Source organism: Amnibacterium kyonggiense, assembly GCF_004364555.1.
GTDB classification, from domain to species: domain Bacteria; phylum Actinomycetota; class Actinomycetes; order Actinomycetales; family Microbacteriaceae; genus Amnibacterium; species Amnibacterium kyonggiense.
In genome coordinates this window covers 202,357-216,504 of record NZ_SOAM01000003.1, presented here as the reverse complement: position 1 = coordinate 216,504, position 14,148 = coordinate 202,357, and the positions used below count along the sequence as shown (strand labels likewise).

The 14,148-nt window shown below is 70.8% G+C and carries 15 protein-coding genes; all 15 read left to right on the top strand.

What is annotated here, in order from left to right; all coding sequences use genetic code 11:
- Positions 1-146: 146 nt before the first annotated feature.
- The 15 genes from atpB to CLV52_RS14120 all read left to right on the top strand — a co-directional run bounded on the left by atpB (position 147) and on the right by CLV52_RS14120 (position 14,132).
- Entirely contained in the window at positions 147-935 is a 789-nt protein-coding gene (atpB, locus tag CLV52_RS14190; protein ID WP_133767025.1) for a F0F1 ATP synthase subunit A, read from the top strand.
- A gap of 44 nt (positions 936-979) precedes the next feature.
- Positions 980-1,204, top strand: a complete 225-nt coding sequence (gene atpE, locus CLV52_RS14185) for a F0F1 ATP synthase subunit C (RefSeq protein WP_133767024.1) — start codon at positions 980-982, stop codon at positions 1,202-1,204.
- A 31-nt stretch (positions 1,205-1,235) separates the two neighbouring features.
- Entirely contained in the window at positions 1,236-1,793 is a 558-nt protein-coding gene (locus CLV52_RS14180) for a F0F1 ATP synthase subunit B (RefSeq protein WP_133767023.1), read from the top strand.
- Between the two features lie 13 nt (positions 1,794-1,806).
- Complete coding sequence (locus CLV52_RS14175) at positions 1,807-2,592, top strand: F0F1 ATP synthase subunit delta (protein ID WP_133767022.1); 786 nt, start codon at positions 1,807-1,809, stop codon at positions 2,590-2,592.
- Between the two features lie 39 nt (positions 2,593-2,631).
- Entirely contained in the window at positions 2,632-4,269 is a 1,638-nt protein-coding gene (atpA, locus tag CLV52_RS14170; RefSeq protein WP_133767021.1) for a F0F1 ATP synthase subunit alpha, read from the top strand.
- Between the two features lie 3 nt (positions 4,270-4,272).
- Positions 4,273-5,169, top strand: a complete 897-nt coding sequence (locus tag CLV52_RS14165; RefSeq protein WP_133767020.1) for a F0F1 ATP synthase subunit gamma — start codon at positions 4,273-4,275, stop codon at positions 5,167-5,169.
- A gap of 17 nt (positions 5,170-5,186) precedes the next feature.
- Positions 5,187-6,644, top strand: coding sequence for a F0F1 ATP synthase subunit beta (gene atpD / locus CLV52_RS14160; RefSeq protein WP_133767019.1), 1,458 nt, complete (start codon positions 5,187-5,189; stop codon positions 6,642-6,644).
- Between the two features lie 2 nt (positions 6,645-6,646).
- Positions 6,647-6,907 (top strand): F0F1 ATP synthase subunit epsilon, encoded by a 261-nt coding sequence (locus tag CLV52_RS14155; RefSeq protein ID WP_133767018.1) that lies wholly within the window; start codon positions 6,647-6,649, stop codon positions 6,905-6,907.
- A gap of 40 nt (positions 6,908-6,947) precedes the next feature.
- Positions 6,948-7,664 carry a YaaA family protein gene (locus CLV52_RS14150; protein ID WP_133767017.1) on the top strand — a complete coding sequence of 239 codons (717 nt, stop codon included), beginning with the start codon at positions 6,948-6,950 and terminating at the stop codon, positions 7,662-7,664.
- A 115-nt stretch (positions 7,665-7,779) separates the two neighbouring features.
- Complete coding sequence (locus tag CLV52_RS14145; protein WP_133767016.1) at positions 7,780-8,874, top strand: dipeptidase; 1,095 nt, start codon at positions 7,780-7,782, stop codon at positions 8,872-8,874.
- A gap of 133 nt (positions 8,875-9,007) precedes the next feature.
- Positions 9,008-10,597 carry an ABC transporter substrate-binding protein gene (locus CLV52_RS14140; RefSeq protein ID WP_133767015.1) on the top strand — a complete coding sequence of 530 codons (1,590 nt, stop codon included), beginning with the start codon at positions 9,008-9,010 and terminating at the stop codon, positions 10,595-10,597.
- A gap of 67 nt (positions 10,598-10,664) precedes the next feature.
- A complete protein-coding gene (locus CLV52_RS14135; protein ID WP_246018153.1) occupies positions 10,665-11,675 on the top strand; it encodes an ABC transporter permease in 1,011 nt (336 codons plus the stop codon).
- The gene (locus CLV52_RS14130) at positions 11,672-12,547 is read left to right on the top strand and encodes an ABC transporter permease (protein WP_133767013.1); all 876 of its coding nucleotides are present in this window, start codon (positions 11,672-11,674) and stop codon (positions 12,545-12,547) included. Before CLV52_RS14135 ends, CLV52_RS14130 begins: the two co-directional genes overlap by 4 nt.
- Positions 12,544-13,356: an ABC transporter ATP-binding protein gene (locus CLV52_RS14125; RefSeq protein WP_133767012.1), complete on the top strand. Its 813-nt coding sequence runs from the start codon at positions 12,544-12,546 to the stop codon at positions 13,354-13,356. Before CLV52_RS14130 ends, CLV52_RS14125 begins: the two co-directional genes overlap by 4 nt.
- Positions 13,353-14,132: an ABC transporter ATP-binding protein gene (locus CLV52_RS14120; RefSeq protein WP_133767011.1), complete on the top strand. Its 780-nt coding sequence runs from the start codon at positions 13,353-13,355 to the stop codon at positions 14,130-14,132. The genes CLV52_RS14125 and CLV52_RS14120 overlap by 4 nt, the downstream gene beginning before the upstream one ends.
- The last annotated feature ends 16 nt before the right edge of the window (positions 14,133-14,148 follow it).

Here is a 14,148-nt window from a genome sequence, read left to right as displayed (position 1 = left end):
TCCCGGGCGGGACCAGGGGATCGCGGCTCTCGGGACCCCGGTTCCTGTTGATAGGGTGGTCGAACGCCCGCCAAGTCCACCGCGTGCGCCACGCGCGCAGATGTACGGAGAGAGCGCTGTTCCAGCACCTGATCACCTCGTTGCCGATGGCCGCCGACGACAGCGGATTCGTCGCGCCCACCATCCAGCAGTTCTTCCCCGGCCCGATCCTCTTCGTGGGCACCCCGTTCGAGATGAACCGGATCATGGTCATCCGGATGCTGGCCGTCATCGTCCTGGTCGTCTGGCTCTGGCTCGGCACCCGGAACATGAAGCTCGTCCCGGGCCGGTTCCAGGTCTCGGTCGAGGGGCTGCTCGGCTTCGTCCGCAACAACATCGCCATCGAGACGCTCGGTGAGAAGGACGGGAAGCGCTTCCTCCCCGTCATCATGACGATGTTCTTCCTGGTCTTCGCCACGAACATCACGGGGCCGATCCCGCCGCTGCTGATCCCCGGCAGCTCGGTGATCGGGCTGCCGCTCGTGCTCGCCCTGATCGCGTGGGTGCTGTTCATCTACGCCGGCTTCCGGAAGCTCGGCTGGACGTACCTGAAGAACGCGCTCTTCCTGCCGGGCGTGCCGAAGGTGCTCTACATCCTGCTGACGCCGCTCGAGATCCTCTCGACGTTCATCGTGCGGCCCGTGACGCTGACGCTCCGGCTTCTGATGAACATGGTGTCCGGCCACCTGCTCCTCGCGCTCGTCTACGCGGCGTCCTCGTTCTTCCTCTTCACCCTGCTGCCCCAGGGCAACTTCCTCGGCCTCATCGGCGTCGGCACCGTGGCGTTCGGCCTCGTGTACCTCGTGTTCGAGATCTTCGTCGCCGCCCTCCAGGCCTACGTCTTCGCCTTCCTCACCGCGATCTACATCCAGCTCGCGATGGCGGAAGAGCACTGACCGCCCGATCCGCGGGCACTCATCCCCACGAAAGGAACCCCTGAATGCACATCGTCGGCTATCTCGCCGCCCTCGGCTTCGGCATCGCAGCCATCGGCTCCGGTATCGGCGTCGGCATCATCGTCGGCAAGACCATCGAGTCGGTCGCGCGTCAGCCCGAGCTGCAGGGTCGTCTGACCTCGCTGATGTTCCTCGGCATCGCGCTCACCGAGGCGCTCTGCTTCATCGCGATCGCGATCGGCTTCATCCCGTTCCCGTCTCCGAACTGATCGGCCGTCGAGGCCGAAGGAGCCTGATCACATGAACACGACACTCGTCGCGGCAGCGTCGGAGTCGGAGCACAGCCTGCTCATCCCCGAGCTCCCGGACCTCATCTGGGGCACGGTCGGCTTCGTCGTCGTCCTCCTGACGTTCATCTTCGTGGCGCTGCCGAGGCTGAACAAGCTGCTCGACGCGCGGTCCGCCGCGATCGAAGGCCGCATCGACGAGGCGAAGCACGCCCGCGAAGAGGCCGAGAACATCCTCGAGCAGTACCAGCAGCAGCTGGCCGAGGCTCGGACGGAGGCCGGCCGCATCCGTGAGGCCGCCCGCGAGGACGCCAAGCGCATCCGTGCGGACCTGGTCGAGCAGGCGCAGGCCGAGGCGGCCCGCGTGGTCGCCCAGGCGCGCACGCAGATCCAGTCCGAGCGCGACGCCGCCGTGCAGAGCCTCCGCGCCGAGGTGGGGTCGCTGGCCCTCGACCTCGCGTCCGCGGTCGTGGCCGAGCACCTGGCGACCGACCGGAACGCGACCGCGTTCGTCGACCGCTTCCTCGCCGACCTCGAGATCGAGCACGCGTCCGACGGTCGCGTCCAGTGACGGGGCGTGCCTGATGGGCGCCGCCACCCGGACGTCCGTCACCGACGGGATCGCCGCGCTCGCGGCGGTCCAGAAGCCGGATCCCGCACTCGGCGAGGAGCTGCTGGCCGCGGCCCGCAGCCTCGGCGCCTCGCACCAGCTGGTCGCCGTGCTCGCGGACGCTGGCGTGCCGACCGAGCAGCGGGTCGGCCTGGTCGACCGTGTCTTCGCGTCGCTCGGCGTGCAGACGCGCTCGCTGCTCGGCACGCTGGTCAGCGGCCGCTGGTCGACCCCGGAGGACCTCGTCGAGGGCGTGGAGGAGATCGGCTTCCGCGCCGTCGCCGCGCAGCCCGCGTCCGCGGGTCTCGACGGCGAGCTCTTCACCGTGCTGCGGACCGTCGGCTCCGACGGCCGGCTCGAGCTCGCGCTCGGCGGCTCGGCGTCGCCGCTCGAGGCGCGGCTGAAGCTCGTGGATGCGCTGCTCGCGGACGCGAAGCCCGCGACCCGCACGATCGTGCGCCACGTCGTGCAGCTGCCCCGCGGCCGCAAGCCGATCGAGGCGCTGCGCGCGGCGCAGGCGATCGTCGCTGCGGCGAACGACCAGGTCGTGGCGATCGTGCAGACCGCGACCCCGCTGTCCACGGCGCAGGCGAGTGCGCTCGCGGCGCGGCTCGAGGCGGGCTACCAGCGTAAAATTGTCCTCAACCAGATCGTCGAGCCGGACCTCGTCGGCGGCGTGCGGATCACCGTCGGTGACGACGTGATCGACGGCACCGTCCGCGCCCGGCTGGACGACCTCCGTCAGCGCCTCGCGGGCTGACCCACGACTCCCGATCCTCTTCGATAAGGACACACCCTCTTGACCGATCTCAGCATCAGCCCAGACGCGATCCGCAGCGCGCTCGCTGACTTCGTCGCGGCGTACGACCCCGGCAAGTCCACCGCGACCGAGGTCGGCACCGTCATCGACGCCGCCGACGGCATCGCGCACGTCGAGGGCCTCCCGAACGTGATGGCGAACGAGCTCGTCGTGTTCTCCAACGGCGTCCGCGGCCTCGCGCTCAACCTCGACGAGGACGACATCGGCGTCATCGTGCTCGGCGAGTTCCAGGGCATCGAGGAGGGCATGGAGGTCCGCCGCACGGGCGAGGTCCTCTCCGTCCCCGTCGGCGACGCGTACCTCGGCCGCGTGGTCGACCCGCTCGGCGAGCCGATCGACGGCCGCGGCCCGATCGAGACGTCGGAGACCCGCGCGCTCGAGCTGCAGGCGCCCGGCGTCATGCAGCGCCAGAGCGTCAAGGAGCCGATGCAGACCGGCATCAAGGCCATCGACGCGATGATCCCGGTCGGTCGCGGTCAGCGCCAGCTGATCATCGGCGACCGCCAGACCGGCAAGACCGCCATCGCGGTCGACACGATCATCAACCAGAAGGCGAACTGGGAGTCCGGCGACCCGAAGAAGCAGGTCCGCTGCATCTACGTCGCGATCGGCCAGAAGGGCTCCACGATCGCCTCGGTCCGCGGCGCCCTCGAGGACGCCGGCGCGATGGAGTACACGACGATCGTCGCGGCTCCGGCATCCGACCCCGCCGGCTTCAAGTACCTCGCGCCTTACACCGGCTCGGCCATCGGCCAGCACTGGATGTACGACGGCAAGCACGTCCTCATCGTGTTCGACGACCTGTCCAAGCAGGCCGCCGCGTACCGCGCCGTGTCCCTCCTCCTCCGTCGTCCGCCGGGGCGCGAGGCGTACCCGGGTGACGTGTTCTACCTGCACTCCCGCCTGCTCGAGCGCTGCGCGAAGCTCTCCGATGAGCTCGGCGCGGGGTCGATGACCGGTCTCCCGATCATCGAGACGCAGGCGAACGACGTGTCGGCGTACATCCCGACCAACGTGATCTCGATCACCGACGGCCAGATCTTCCTGCAGTCCGACCTGTTCAACGCGAACCAGCGTCCCGCCGTGGACGTCGGCATCTCGGTGTCCCGCGTCGGCGGCGACGCCCAGGTGAAGAGCATCAAGAAGGTCTCCGGCACGCTGAAGCTCGAGCTGGCGCAGTACCGCTCGCTCGAGGCGTTCGCGATGTTCGCGTCCGACCTCGACGCGGCCAGCCGTCGGCAGCTCGCCCGCGGCGCCCGCCTCACCGAGCTGCTGCGCCAGCCGCAGTACTCGCCGTACCCCGTCGAGGAGCAGGTCGTCTCGATCTGGTCCGGCACGAACGGCAAGTTCGACGAGGTGCCGGTGGAGGACGTGCTGCGGTTCGAGCGCGAGCTGCTCGACTACCTGAAGCACAACACCTCCGTGCTCGACACCCTCCGCGAGACCAACGTCCTCGACGACGACACCGTCGCCGCCCTGGACGAGTCGGTCGACGCCTTCAAGAAGGAGTTCACGACGGGCGAGGGCAAGCCGCTCGCCTCCGTGGGCAAGGAGTCCTTCGAGGCGGCCGAGCGCGAGGACGTCGAGCAGGCGAAGATCACCCGGAACAAGCGGTAGCGCATGCCGGCACAGGTCCGCGTCTACCGCTCCCGCATCCGGAGCGCGCAGACGACGAAGAAGATCACGCGGGCGATGGAGCTGATCTCCGCCTCGCGCATCGCGAAGGCGCAGCAGCGCGTCGCCGCGAGCCTGCCGTACGCCCGCGCGGTGACGCGCGCGGTGTCGGCGGTGGCGACGTACTCCAACGTCGACCACGTGCTCACCCGCGAGGCCGAGAACCCGAAGCGCGCCGCGATCGTGATCTTCACCTCGGACCGCGGGCTCGCGGGCGCGTTCAACTCCAACGTGCTGCGCAAGAGCGAGGAGCTCGCCGAGCTGTTGCGCGACGAGGGCAAGGAGGTCGTCTCCTTCCTCGTCGGCCGCAAGGCGGTCGGCTACTACCGGTTCCGTCGGCGCGAGTACATCCGCGACTGGGTCGGCGGCACCGACAACCCCGACGCGGAGACGGCGCACGAGATCGCGGATGCGGTCGTCGAGGCGTTCGTGCAGGACACCGAGCAGGGCGGCGTCGACGAGATCCACATCGTCTACAACCGCTTCGTCTCGATGCTCACGCAGACGCCGGAGATGCTCCGCCTCCTGCCGCTCGAGGTCGTCGAGGGCGTCGACGAGCCGAGCGACCCGAAGGCCCTGCCGCTCTACGAGTTCGAGCCGGACGACGGCTCGGTGCTCGACGAGCTGCTCCCCGTCTACATCGAGTCGCGGATCTACGCCGCGATGCTGGAGAGCGCGGCCAGCAAGCACGCCGCGACCCAGCGTGCGATGAAGGCCGCCTCCGACAACGCGGACAAGCTGATCCGCGAGTACACCAGGCTCGCGAACAACGCGAGGCAGCAGGAGATCACGCAGCAGATCTCCGAGATCGTCGGCGGCGCGGACGCGCTGTCGTCCAGCTGAGGAAGGACGAAAGAGCCATGACGCTCACCGCCCCCGAACCGACCGAGACCACCGAGCCCGGCGTCGGCCGCGTCGCCCGGGTCACCGGGCCCGTCGTCGACATCGAGTTCCCGCACGACTCGATCCCCGAGGTCTACAACGCGCTGAAGACGACGATCGTCATCGGCGACTCCTCCAGCGAGATCACGCTCGAGGTCGCGCAGCACCTCGGCGACGACCTCGTCCGCGCGATCGCCCTGAAGCCGACCGACGGCATGGTCCGCGGCCAGGAGGTGCGCGACACCGGCGCCCCGATCTCGGTGCCCGTCGGCGACATCACCAAGGGCCACGTCTTCAACGTGACCGGCGACGTGCTCAACCTCGAGCCGGGCGAGACGCTCGAGGTCACCGAGCGCTGGCCGATCCACCGCAAGGCGCCCGCGTTCGACCAGCTCGAGTCGAAGACCCAGCTGTTCGAGACCGGCATCAAGGTCATCGACCTGCTGACCCCCTACGTGCAGGGCGGCAAGATCGGCCTGTTCGGCGGTGCCGGCGTCGGCAAGACCGTTCTCATCCAGGAGATGATCTACCGCGTCGCGGCGAACCACGGCGGCGTGTCCGTGTTCGCGGGCGTCGGTGAGCGCACCCGCGAGGGCAACGACCTCATCGGCGAGATGGAGGAGGCGGGCGTCTTCGACAAGACCGCCCTCGTCTTCGGCCAGATGGACGAGCCGCCCGGGACGCGCCTCCGCGTCGCGCTGTCCGCGCTGACGATGGCGGAGTACTTCCGCGACGTCCAGAACCAGGACGTGCTGCTCTTCATCGACAACATCTTCCGGTTCACGCAGGCCGGCTCCGAGGTGTCGACGCTGCTCGGCCGCATGCCCTCCGCGGTGGGCTACCAGCCGAACCTCGCCGACGAGATGGGCGTGCTCCAGGAGCGCATCACCTCGACGCGAGGCAACTCGATCACCTCGCTGCAGGCGATCTACGTGCCCGCGGACGACTACACCGACCCGGCGCCCGCGACGACGTTCGCGCACCTCGACGCGACGACGGAGCTCTCCCGCGAGATCGCGTCCCGCGGCCTGTACCCGGCCGTGGACCCGCTGACCTCGACGAGCCGCATCCTCGACCCGCGGTACCTGGGCGAGGACCACTACCGCGTCGCGACGACGGTCAAGCAGATCCTCCAGAAGAACAAGGAGCTGCAGGAGATCATCGCGATCCTCGGTGTCGATGAGCTCTCCGAGGAGGACAAGATCACGGTGTCGCGTGCGCGCCGGATCCAGCAGTTCCTCTCCCAGAACACCTACATGGCGACGAAGTTCACCGGCGTGGAGGGCTCGACCGTCCCGCTGAAGGACACGGTCGAGTCGTTCGACGCGATCGCCAAGGGCGAGTTCGACGACGTCCCCGAGCAGGCGTTCTTCAACGTCGGCTCGATCTCGGACGTCGAGGAGAAGGCCGCCCAGATCGCGAAGGAGAACGGCTGATCATGGCCGATCTCACCGTGAACGTCGTCTCCGCGGACGAGCAGGTGTGGTCCGGGCAGGCCTCCATGGTCGTGGCCCGCACCAAGGTGGGGGAGATCGGCATCCTCGCCGGTCACCAGCCCCTCCTCGGCATCCTGTCGGCGGGTGAGGTGCGCATCACGGCGACGGACGGCGGCCGCATCACCGCGAACGCGGAGGACGGCTTCATCTCCGTCGAGAACGACACCGTCACCATCGCGGCGCGCGCCGCCTCCCTGGTGTGACCGTCCGTCTTGTAGGACTCGACCTCCTCCAGAACGAGCAGTGATCGTCCTGCTGCCGCCCTCCGAGACCAAATCGGAGGGCGGCAGCGGCGTTCTCGACGCCGCTGCGCTCTCGTTCCCGTCATTGCGCGGGAAGCGGAGGACCGCCGCCGCCGCGTTGAAGCGCGTCCCGCTGCGGGACGCGACCGCCGTGCTGAAGCTCGGTGCCCGCAACGCGCACGAGGCCCGGCTCAACCGCGAGCTGACCACCGGACCGGTGCGCCCGGCGGTCGAGCGGTACACCGGCGTGCTCTACGACGGGCTCGGTGCCGCGACCCTCGACGCCGACGCGCGGGCGTGGGTCGACCAGCACGTCGTCATCGCGTCCGCGCTGTTCGGCCTGCTCCGCGCCGGCGACGCGATCCCGTCGTACCGGCTGTCCGGATCGACGACGCTGCCCGACCTGCCGTTGAAGGCGCACTGGCGGGACGCCGTCGCCGCGGCGATCGCGGCGACGGGGGAGTGGGTGCTCGATGCCCGCTCCGAGTCCTACGTCGCGCTCGGGCCGGCCCCGGTCGGCAGCGCGTTCCTCCACGTGGAGACGCCGGAGGGACGCGCGCTCAACCACTTCAACAAGCACGCGAAGGGCGAGTTGGTGCGCCGGCTCGCGGAGACCCGCGCCGAAGCGGCGTCGCGCGACGAGCTGCTCGCCTGGGCGGCGGCGCACGACGTCGCCCTCCACCCGCGCGGCGACGAGGACCTCGTCCTCTTCGTGTGAGGGGACTCGTCACGATGGTCGAGCCGGGCGCCCTGCCGGCGGTGTGCCGCGGTGGTTGAGCCGGGCGCTCCGCGCCCGTGCCGAATCCACGCCCGACGGGCGGAAGGATGGGCGCATGACCGCTGACGACATCGCCGCGACCGTCGCACGGGCGCTCGAGCTCGCACCCGTCGTCGACGGGCACAACGACTGGCCGTGGGAGCTGCGGCTGCGGCACGGGTCGTCCGTCGCCGGCCTCGAGTCCGGCTTCCCGGGCCACACGGACTTCGCGCGGCTGCGCGCGGGCCGCGTCGGCGCCCAGCTGTGGAGCGTGTTCGTCGAGGACCTCCCGCCCGGCTCCGAGGGGCGGAACGAGCGCGCGGTCGCGGAGACGCTCGAGCAGATCGACGTCGTCCACCGCCTCGTCGAGGCCTACCCGCAGCACCTCGTGCTGGCTCGATCGGCGGCCGACGTCGAGGCGGCACGGGCGACCGGTCGCATCGCGTCCCTGCTCGGTGCCGAGGGCGGGCACCAGATCGACGAGTCGCCCGGCGTCCTCCGGATGCTGGCCGCGCTCGGCGTCCGGTACCTGACGCTGACGCACAACCGCACGACGACCTGGGCGGACAGCGCCACCGACGCGCCGCACCACGGCGGCCTCAGCGACCGCGGGCGCGCGTTCGTGCGGGAGTTGAACCGGCTCGGCGTGCTCGTCGACCTGTCGCACGTCGCGCCCGCGACCATGCACGCCGCGCTCGACGTCGCGACCGCTCCGGTGCTCTTCAGCCACAGCTCGGTCCGGGCGCTGAACGACCACCCGCGGAACGTGCCGGACGACGTCCTCGCCCGCCTCGGGGACAACGGCGGCGTCGTCATGATCACGTTCGTGCCGCAGTTCCTCAGCGACTCCTACCGGCGGTGGGACCTGGCCGGACGGCAGGGCCCCGCGCCGCGGGTGCCGCTCGCGCTCCTCGCGGACCACGTGGAGCACGCGAGGGACGTCGCCGGCGTGGGCCACATCGGCCTCGGCGGCGACTTCGACGGCGTCGACGCGATGCCGGAGGGCATTACGGGCGTCGACGGCTACCCGGCGCTGCTCGCCGAGCTCGCCGGCCGCGGCTGGAGCGCCGCCGACCTCGCGGGTCTCGCGGGCGCGAACGTGCTTCGCGTGCTCAGGGAGACGGACGACGCGTTCGCCGGGAACCGTCCGCCGACCGAGCTCGTCATCTGACGTCATGCAATAACGGATCGGTGTCGATCCGCGACATGAACCGTTCATGAAACGCCGCTGAAACGGGCAGCCCGTAGGTTCGGCTCCCGAACGGGCGCCCGGGGAACCGGGGGCCCGCCCACCGAGGAGACGAATGAACCACCTGCCCGCGCGGCTCGCCGCGCTGACCGCGACCGCAGCAGCGGTCGCGCTGATCGTGAGCGGCTGCTCCGCCGGCGGCGGCAGCACGCAGAGCTCGAGCAGCAAGACCCTGGTCGTCGACAACACGTTCGACCTGAAGACCTCCGACCCGGCCCGCGCCTTCGAGCTCACGGGCTCCATCGTCGACAAGGCCCTCTACGAGACCGCGCTGACCTTCGAGGGCAGCGACGTCACGAAGCCGGTGCCGCAGCTGACGACCTACACGATGTCCGACGACAACAAGACGATCACGCTGACGCTGAACGGGAAGCACGTCTTCTCGAGCGGTAATCCGGTGACGATCGACGACATCGTCTGGTCCTACAAGCGCGTCCAGGGCATCGCGGGCAACCCGTCGTTCCTGCTCACCAACCTGTCCACGGGCAAGCCCTTCGCGATCGAGAAGACGTCGGACACGACGATGACGATCACGGACACCGCCGCGAACCCGGCGCTCCCGTTCATCCTCCCGAACCCGTCGCTCGGCGTGCTCGACGAGAAGACGCTCGAGCAGCACGGCGGCACGACCGACAAGACCGATTCGGCGGAGCAGTACCTCAACGGCACCTCCGCGGGCTCCGGCCCGTACGAGCTCTCCTCGTACAACGCGACGAGCAAGGTCGTGTTCAAGCTCAACCCGAAGTACGTCGGCACCAAGCCGGCCTTCGGCCGGGTCGTGCTGAACAACGTCACCGGTCCCTCGCAGAAGACCGACGTGCAAGGCAACCAGGCGCAGCTCGCGCTGAACCTCAACTCGCAGCAGGTGTCCGGGCTCGAGTCCGGCAGCATCAAGGTCGCGAAGTTCACGTCCTCGAACCTCGGCTACCTGTGGCTGAACCAGAACGCGTCGGTCTCCGGCGGCGTCACGAACCAGCCCGACTTCGTCAAGGCCGTCCGGCACGCGATCGACTACAAGTCGCTCCAGACGATCGCCGGCACCGGCTCCACGCAGCCGGGCGGCATGGTGCCGTCGCAGTTCCTCGGCTCACTCGCGAGCGACGAGAACAACACGACCGACTCCGCCGCGGCGAAGTCGGACCTGCAGAGCAGCGGCTACAAGGGCCAGACGATCACGCTGTCCTACCCGACGGACGCGACGCTCGACGGCGTCTCCTTCGCCGACATGGCGCAGTCCGTGCAGTCGAACCTCGAGTCCGCGGGCGTCAAGGTCAAGCTGAACGGCCTGCCGATCGCGACGCTGCTCGACTCGTTCCGCGCCGGCAAGCTGCAGGCCGGGCTCATGTACTGGGGCCCGGACTTCCCGGACCCCTCCGACTACGTGACCTTCAGCCCCGGGGAGGGCCTCGGCCTCCGCGCCGGCTGGACGAAGGACATGTCCCCGTCGGTCACGAAGGCGAAGGAGGCGGCGATCGCCGCCCAGGGCGACGCGCGCGCCTCGGCCTACGAGGCCTGGCAGAAGGCCGCGAACGCGGACGGCGCCTTCGTGCCGCTGCTCCAGGCCGCCCGCTACCAGGTGACCAACGGCGTGTCCGGCAACGTGCCGAACGCGATCTGGACGGTTGACCTCGCCACGGTCGAGTAGCGCACTCGACGAGCGCGCGGAGACCGCCGCCCAGGCCGCACGGCCCGGGCGGCGGTTGCCGCCGCTGGTGCGCTACATCGCGATCCGGCTCGGGCTGTCGGTCGTGCTCCTCATCGGGGTCACGATCATCACGTTCGTCCTGACCAACCTCGTCCCGGCCAGTCCCGTGACGGCCGCGCTCGGCGAGCGCGCCGCCGGCGACCCGAAGATCGTCGCCGCGTACAAGGCGGCGCAGGGCCTCGACAAGCCCCTGCCCGTGCAGTACTTCGTGTACCTCGGGCACCTGCTGCAGGGGAACCTCGGCACGTCCATCGGTACGCGGAACCCGGTCACGCAGGACCTCGCCTACGCGTTCCCGGCGACCGCCGAGCTCGCGATCTTCGCGATCGTGATCGCCGTCGTCGTCGGGCTCGTCCTCGCGCTCGTCGCGGCGCTGCGCCGCAACCGGCTCTCCGACCAGCTGATCCGCGCGGTCAGCGTCGTCGGCATCTCGGTGCCGACCTTCTGGCTCGCGGTCGCCGCGTACTTCCTCTTCTTCTTCGTGCTCCACTGGGTGCCCGGCTCCGGACGGCTCAGCGCGATCTACGACGCCCCGCCGCGCGTGACCGGGTTCTTCACGATCGACGCCCTGCTCGCCGGCGAGCCGGACGTCTTCGCGGACGCGTTCGCGCACCTCGTGCTGCCCGGCCTCGTCCTCGCGGTGTACACGCTCGGGCTGCTCGTCCGGTTCGCGCGCTCGTCGATCCTCGACGTGCTGAACCAGGACCACGTCCGCGCCGCGCGCGCCAAGGGGCTCCCGGCGCACCGCGTCATCACCGCCTACCTGCTGCGCGGCGCGCTGCTGCCGATCCTCACGATCGTCGGCCTCGCGTTCGGCTCGCTGCTCTCGGGCGCGGTCCTGACCGAGCAGGTCTTCGCCTGGGGCGGCATCGGGCAGTACGCCTACCGCGCCTCCACCTCCCTCGACCTGCCCTCGATCATGGGCGTCGGGCTGATCGTCGGGCTGGTCTACATCACCGTGAACTTCGTCATCGACGTGATCTACGGGTTCGTCGACCCCCGGGTGCGCGTCGGATGACCGCCGTGCAGCTCCCGCGACGCCGCGCGCTGCGCGTGCCGGTCGCCTGGCGGCGCCCCGCCGCGATCGCCGGATCGGTCGTCCTCCTCGCCTGGGTGCTCGTTGCCCTCCTCGACCCGCTGCTCGGCCTGCAGGACCCCCTGCAGCAGAGCGTCGGAGACGCCTTCCGCGCACCGTCGGCCGCGCACCCGTTCGGCACCGACGCGCTCGGCCGCGACGTGCTGTCGCGCACGCTGTGGGGCGTCCGCTCCTCCCTGCCGCTCGCGGTCGCGCTCGTCGCCGGTTCGCTCGTCGTCGGGTCGGTGCTCGGCGCGGTCGCCGGCTACCTCGGCGGCGCGGTGGACGAGGTCATCATGCGCATCGCGGACCTCGTGTTCGCGTTCCCGACGATCATCCTCGCGATGGTCGTCGCGGCGGCCCTCGGCCCCAGCCTCCTCAACGCCGTCGTCGCGCTGCTCGTCGTGTCGTGGCCGAACTACGCCCGCGTCATGCGGTCCCTGGTGCTCGGCGCACGCGGGCAGGAGTACGTCGTGGCCGGTCGCCTGCTCGGCGCCGGTCCGTTCACCTCGCTCCGCCGGGACGTCCTGCCGAACGTGTCCGCCCCCATGCTGGTGCTCGCGATGCTCGATTTCGGCAATCAGATCCTGCTGCTCGCCGGGCTGTCGTTCCTCGGGCTCGGCGCCGTGCCGCCGACGCCGGAGTGGGGCTCGATGGTGGCGGACGGCGTGACGCAGTTCTCGAGCTGGTGGCTCGCCACCTTCCCGGGGCTCGCGATCTTCTCGGTCGTCGTCGCGTTCAACCTGATCGGCGACTCGCTCCGGGATGCGCTCGACCCGCGCACCGCCGGCGCCGTGCAGGGGTCGTCGATATGAGCGGCCTCGACATCCGCGGCCTCACGCTCGAGCTCGGCGGCCGGCGCATCCTCGACGGCGTCGACGTCGAGGTCCCCGCCGGGCAGGTCACCGGCCTCGCCGGCGAGTCCGGCTCCGGGAAGACCATGACCGGTCTCGCCGTGATCGGCCTGGCGCCCGCCGGCGCGAAGGTCTCCGGCACGGTCGCCTACGACGACGGGGAGGTGCGGGTGCCCGACCTCCTCGCCCTCCGCCCGGGGGCGATGAACCGCCTGCGCGGCCGCCGGATCGCGATGGTGTTCCAGGACCCGACCGCGAGCCTCCAGCCGATGCTGTCGGTCGGCACCCAGCTGACCGACCACATGCGGCACCACCTGCACCTGTCGCGGTCCGCGGCGAGGACGCGGGCGGCCGAGCTGCTCGAGCGCGTCCGGGTGCCGTCGCCGGAGGCGGCGCTGAAGCGCTACCCGCACCAGTTCTCGGGCGGGCAGCTGCAGCGCATCGCGTTCGCGATCGCCATCGCGTGCGAGCCGAAGGTGCTGATCGCCGACGAGCCGACGACGGCGCTCGACGTGACCGTGCAGGCGGGCGTGCTGCGGCTGCTCCGCGAGCTCACGGACGACCTCGGGCTCGCGGTGCTGCTCGTCACGCACGACCTCGGCGTGATGTCCGCGGTCGCGGACACCGTCGCGGTCATGCGGAACGGCTCGGTCGTCGAGCACGGCTCCCGGTTCCAGATCATCACGGACCCGCAGACCGCGTACGCGAAGGAGCTGGTGGAGTCGCTGCCGCACACGCCGCCGCCCGGCACGGGGGAGGGGGAGGCATGACCGCGCGCCTGTCGATCGAGGGGGCGTCCGTCACGTACCGCCAGCCCGGCCGGAACGTCCTCACCGCCGTCGACGCCGTCGACCTCGAGGTCGGCGCCGGGGAGGTCGTCGGCCTCGTCGGGGAGTCCGGCTGCGGCAAGTCGACCCTCGCACGCGCCGTGTGCGGTCTCGAGCCTCTCGCCGGGGGACGGATCCTGCTCGACGGCGAGCCGGTCGAGAAGCTCGGCCTCCGACCGCGCGACCCGCGGCTGCGTCGCATCCAGATGGTGTTCCAGAACCCGTACGCGTCGCTGAACCCCCGACGCCGGGTCGGCGCGCAGATCGAGGACGGCCGCCGCGTCGCCGGCGGCGGGGCGCCGACGGTCGCGGAGCTGCTCGACTCCGTCGGCCTCGACGCGTCGGCGGGGTCGCGGTATCCGCACGAGTTCTCCGGCGGCCAGCGCCAGCGCGTGGCGATCGCTCGCGCGATGGCGGCGGGTCCGGACCTGCTCATCGGCGACGAGCCGATCGCCTCCCTCGACGCGAGCCTGCAGGCGCGCGTCGCGGCGCTCATGCGCCGCGTCGCGCTCGAGCGGGGCGCGTCGCTGCTCTTCATCAGCCACGACCTCGCCGTCGTGCGGGTGATCGCGGACCGGATCGCGGTCATGCAGGCGGGCCGGATCGTCGAGCAGGGCCCGGCGGAGCAGGTCTGGGCGTCGCCGCAGCACCCCTACACGCGTCGCCTGCTCGCCGCTATCCCGATCGCGGACGGCCTGGGGCGGCTGCCCGCCGTCTGAGCGGTCGGCCTCGCCC

What these genes read in the sequence shown, in the direction of transcription:
- atpE (WP_133767024.1), top strand. Translation starts at nt 980, where the DNA reads ATGCACATCGTCGGCTATCTCGCCGCCCTCGGCTTCGGCATCGCAGCC.
- CLV52_RS14155 (WP_133767018.1), top strand. Translation starts at nt 6,647, where the DNA reads ATGGCCGATCTCACCGTGAACGTCGTCTCCGCGGACGAGCAGGTGTGG.
- CLV52_RS14130 (WP_133767013.1), top strand. Translation starts at nt 11,672, where the DNA reads ATGACCGCCGTGCAGCTCCCGCGACGCCGCGCGCTGCGCGTGCCGGTC.
- atpB (WP_133767025.1), top strand. Translation starts at nt 147, where the DNA reads ATGGCCGCCGACGACAGCGGATTCGTCGCGCCCACCATCCAGCAGTTC.
- CLV52_RS14165 (WP_133767020.1), top strand. Translation starts at nt 4,273, where the DNA reads ATGCCGGCACAGGTCCGCGTCTACCGCTCCCGCATCCGGAGCGCGCAG.
- CLV52_RS14145 (WP_133767016.1), top strand. Translation starts at nt 7,780, where the DNA reads ATGACCGCTGACGACATCGCCGCGACCGTCGCACGGGCGCTCGAGCTC.
- CLV52_RS14120 (WP_133767011.1), top strand. Translation starts at nt 13,353, where the DNA reads ATGACCGCGCGCCTGTCGATCGAGGGGGCGTCCGTCACGTACCGCCAG.
- atpD (WP_133767019.1), top strand. Translation starts at nt 5,187, where the DNA reads ATGACGCTCACCGCCCCCGAACCGACCGAGACCACCGAGCCCGGCGTC.
- CLV52_RS14125 (WP_133767012.1), top strand. Translation starts at nt 12,544, where the DNA reads ATGAGCGGCCTCGACATCCGCGGCCTCACGCTCGAGCTCGGCGGCCGG.
- CLV52_RS14140 (WP_133767015.1), top strand. Translation starts at nt 9,008, where the DNA reads ATGAACCACCTGCCCGCGCGGCTCGCCGCGCTGACCGCGACCGCAGCA.
- CLV52_RS14180 (WP_133767023.1), top strand. Translation starts at nt 1,236, where the DNA reads ATGAACACGACACTCGTCGCGGCAGCGTCGGAGTCGGAGCACAGCCTG.
- CLV52_RS14175 (WP_133767022.1), top strand. Translation starts at nt 1,807, where the DNA reads ATGGGCGCCGCCACCCGGACGTCCGTCACCGACGGGATCGCCGCGCTC.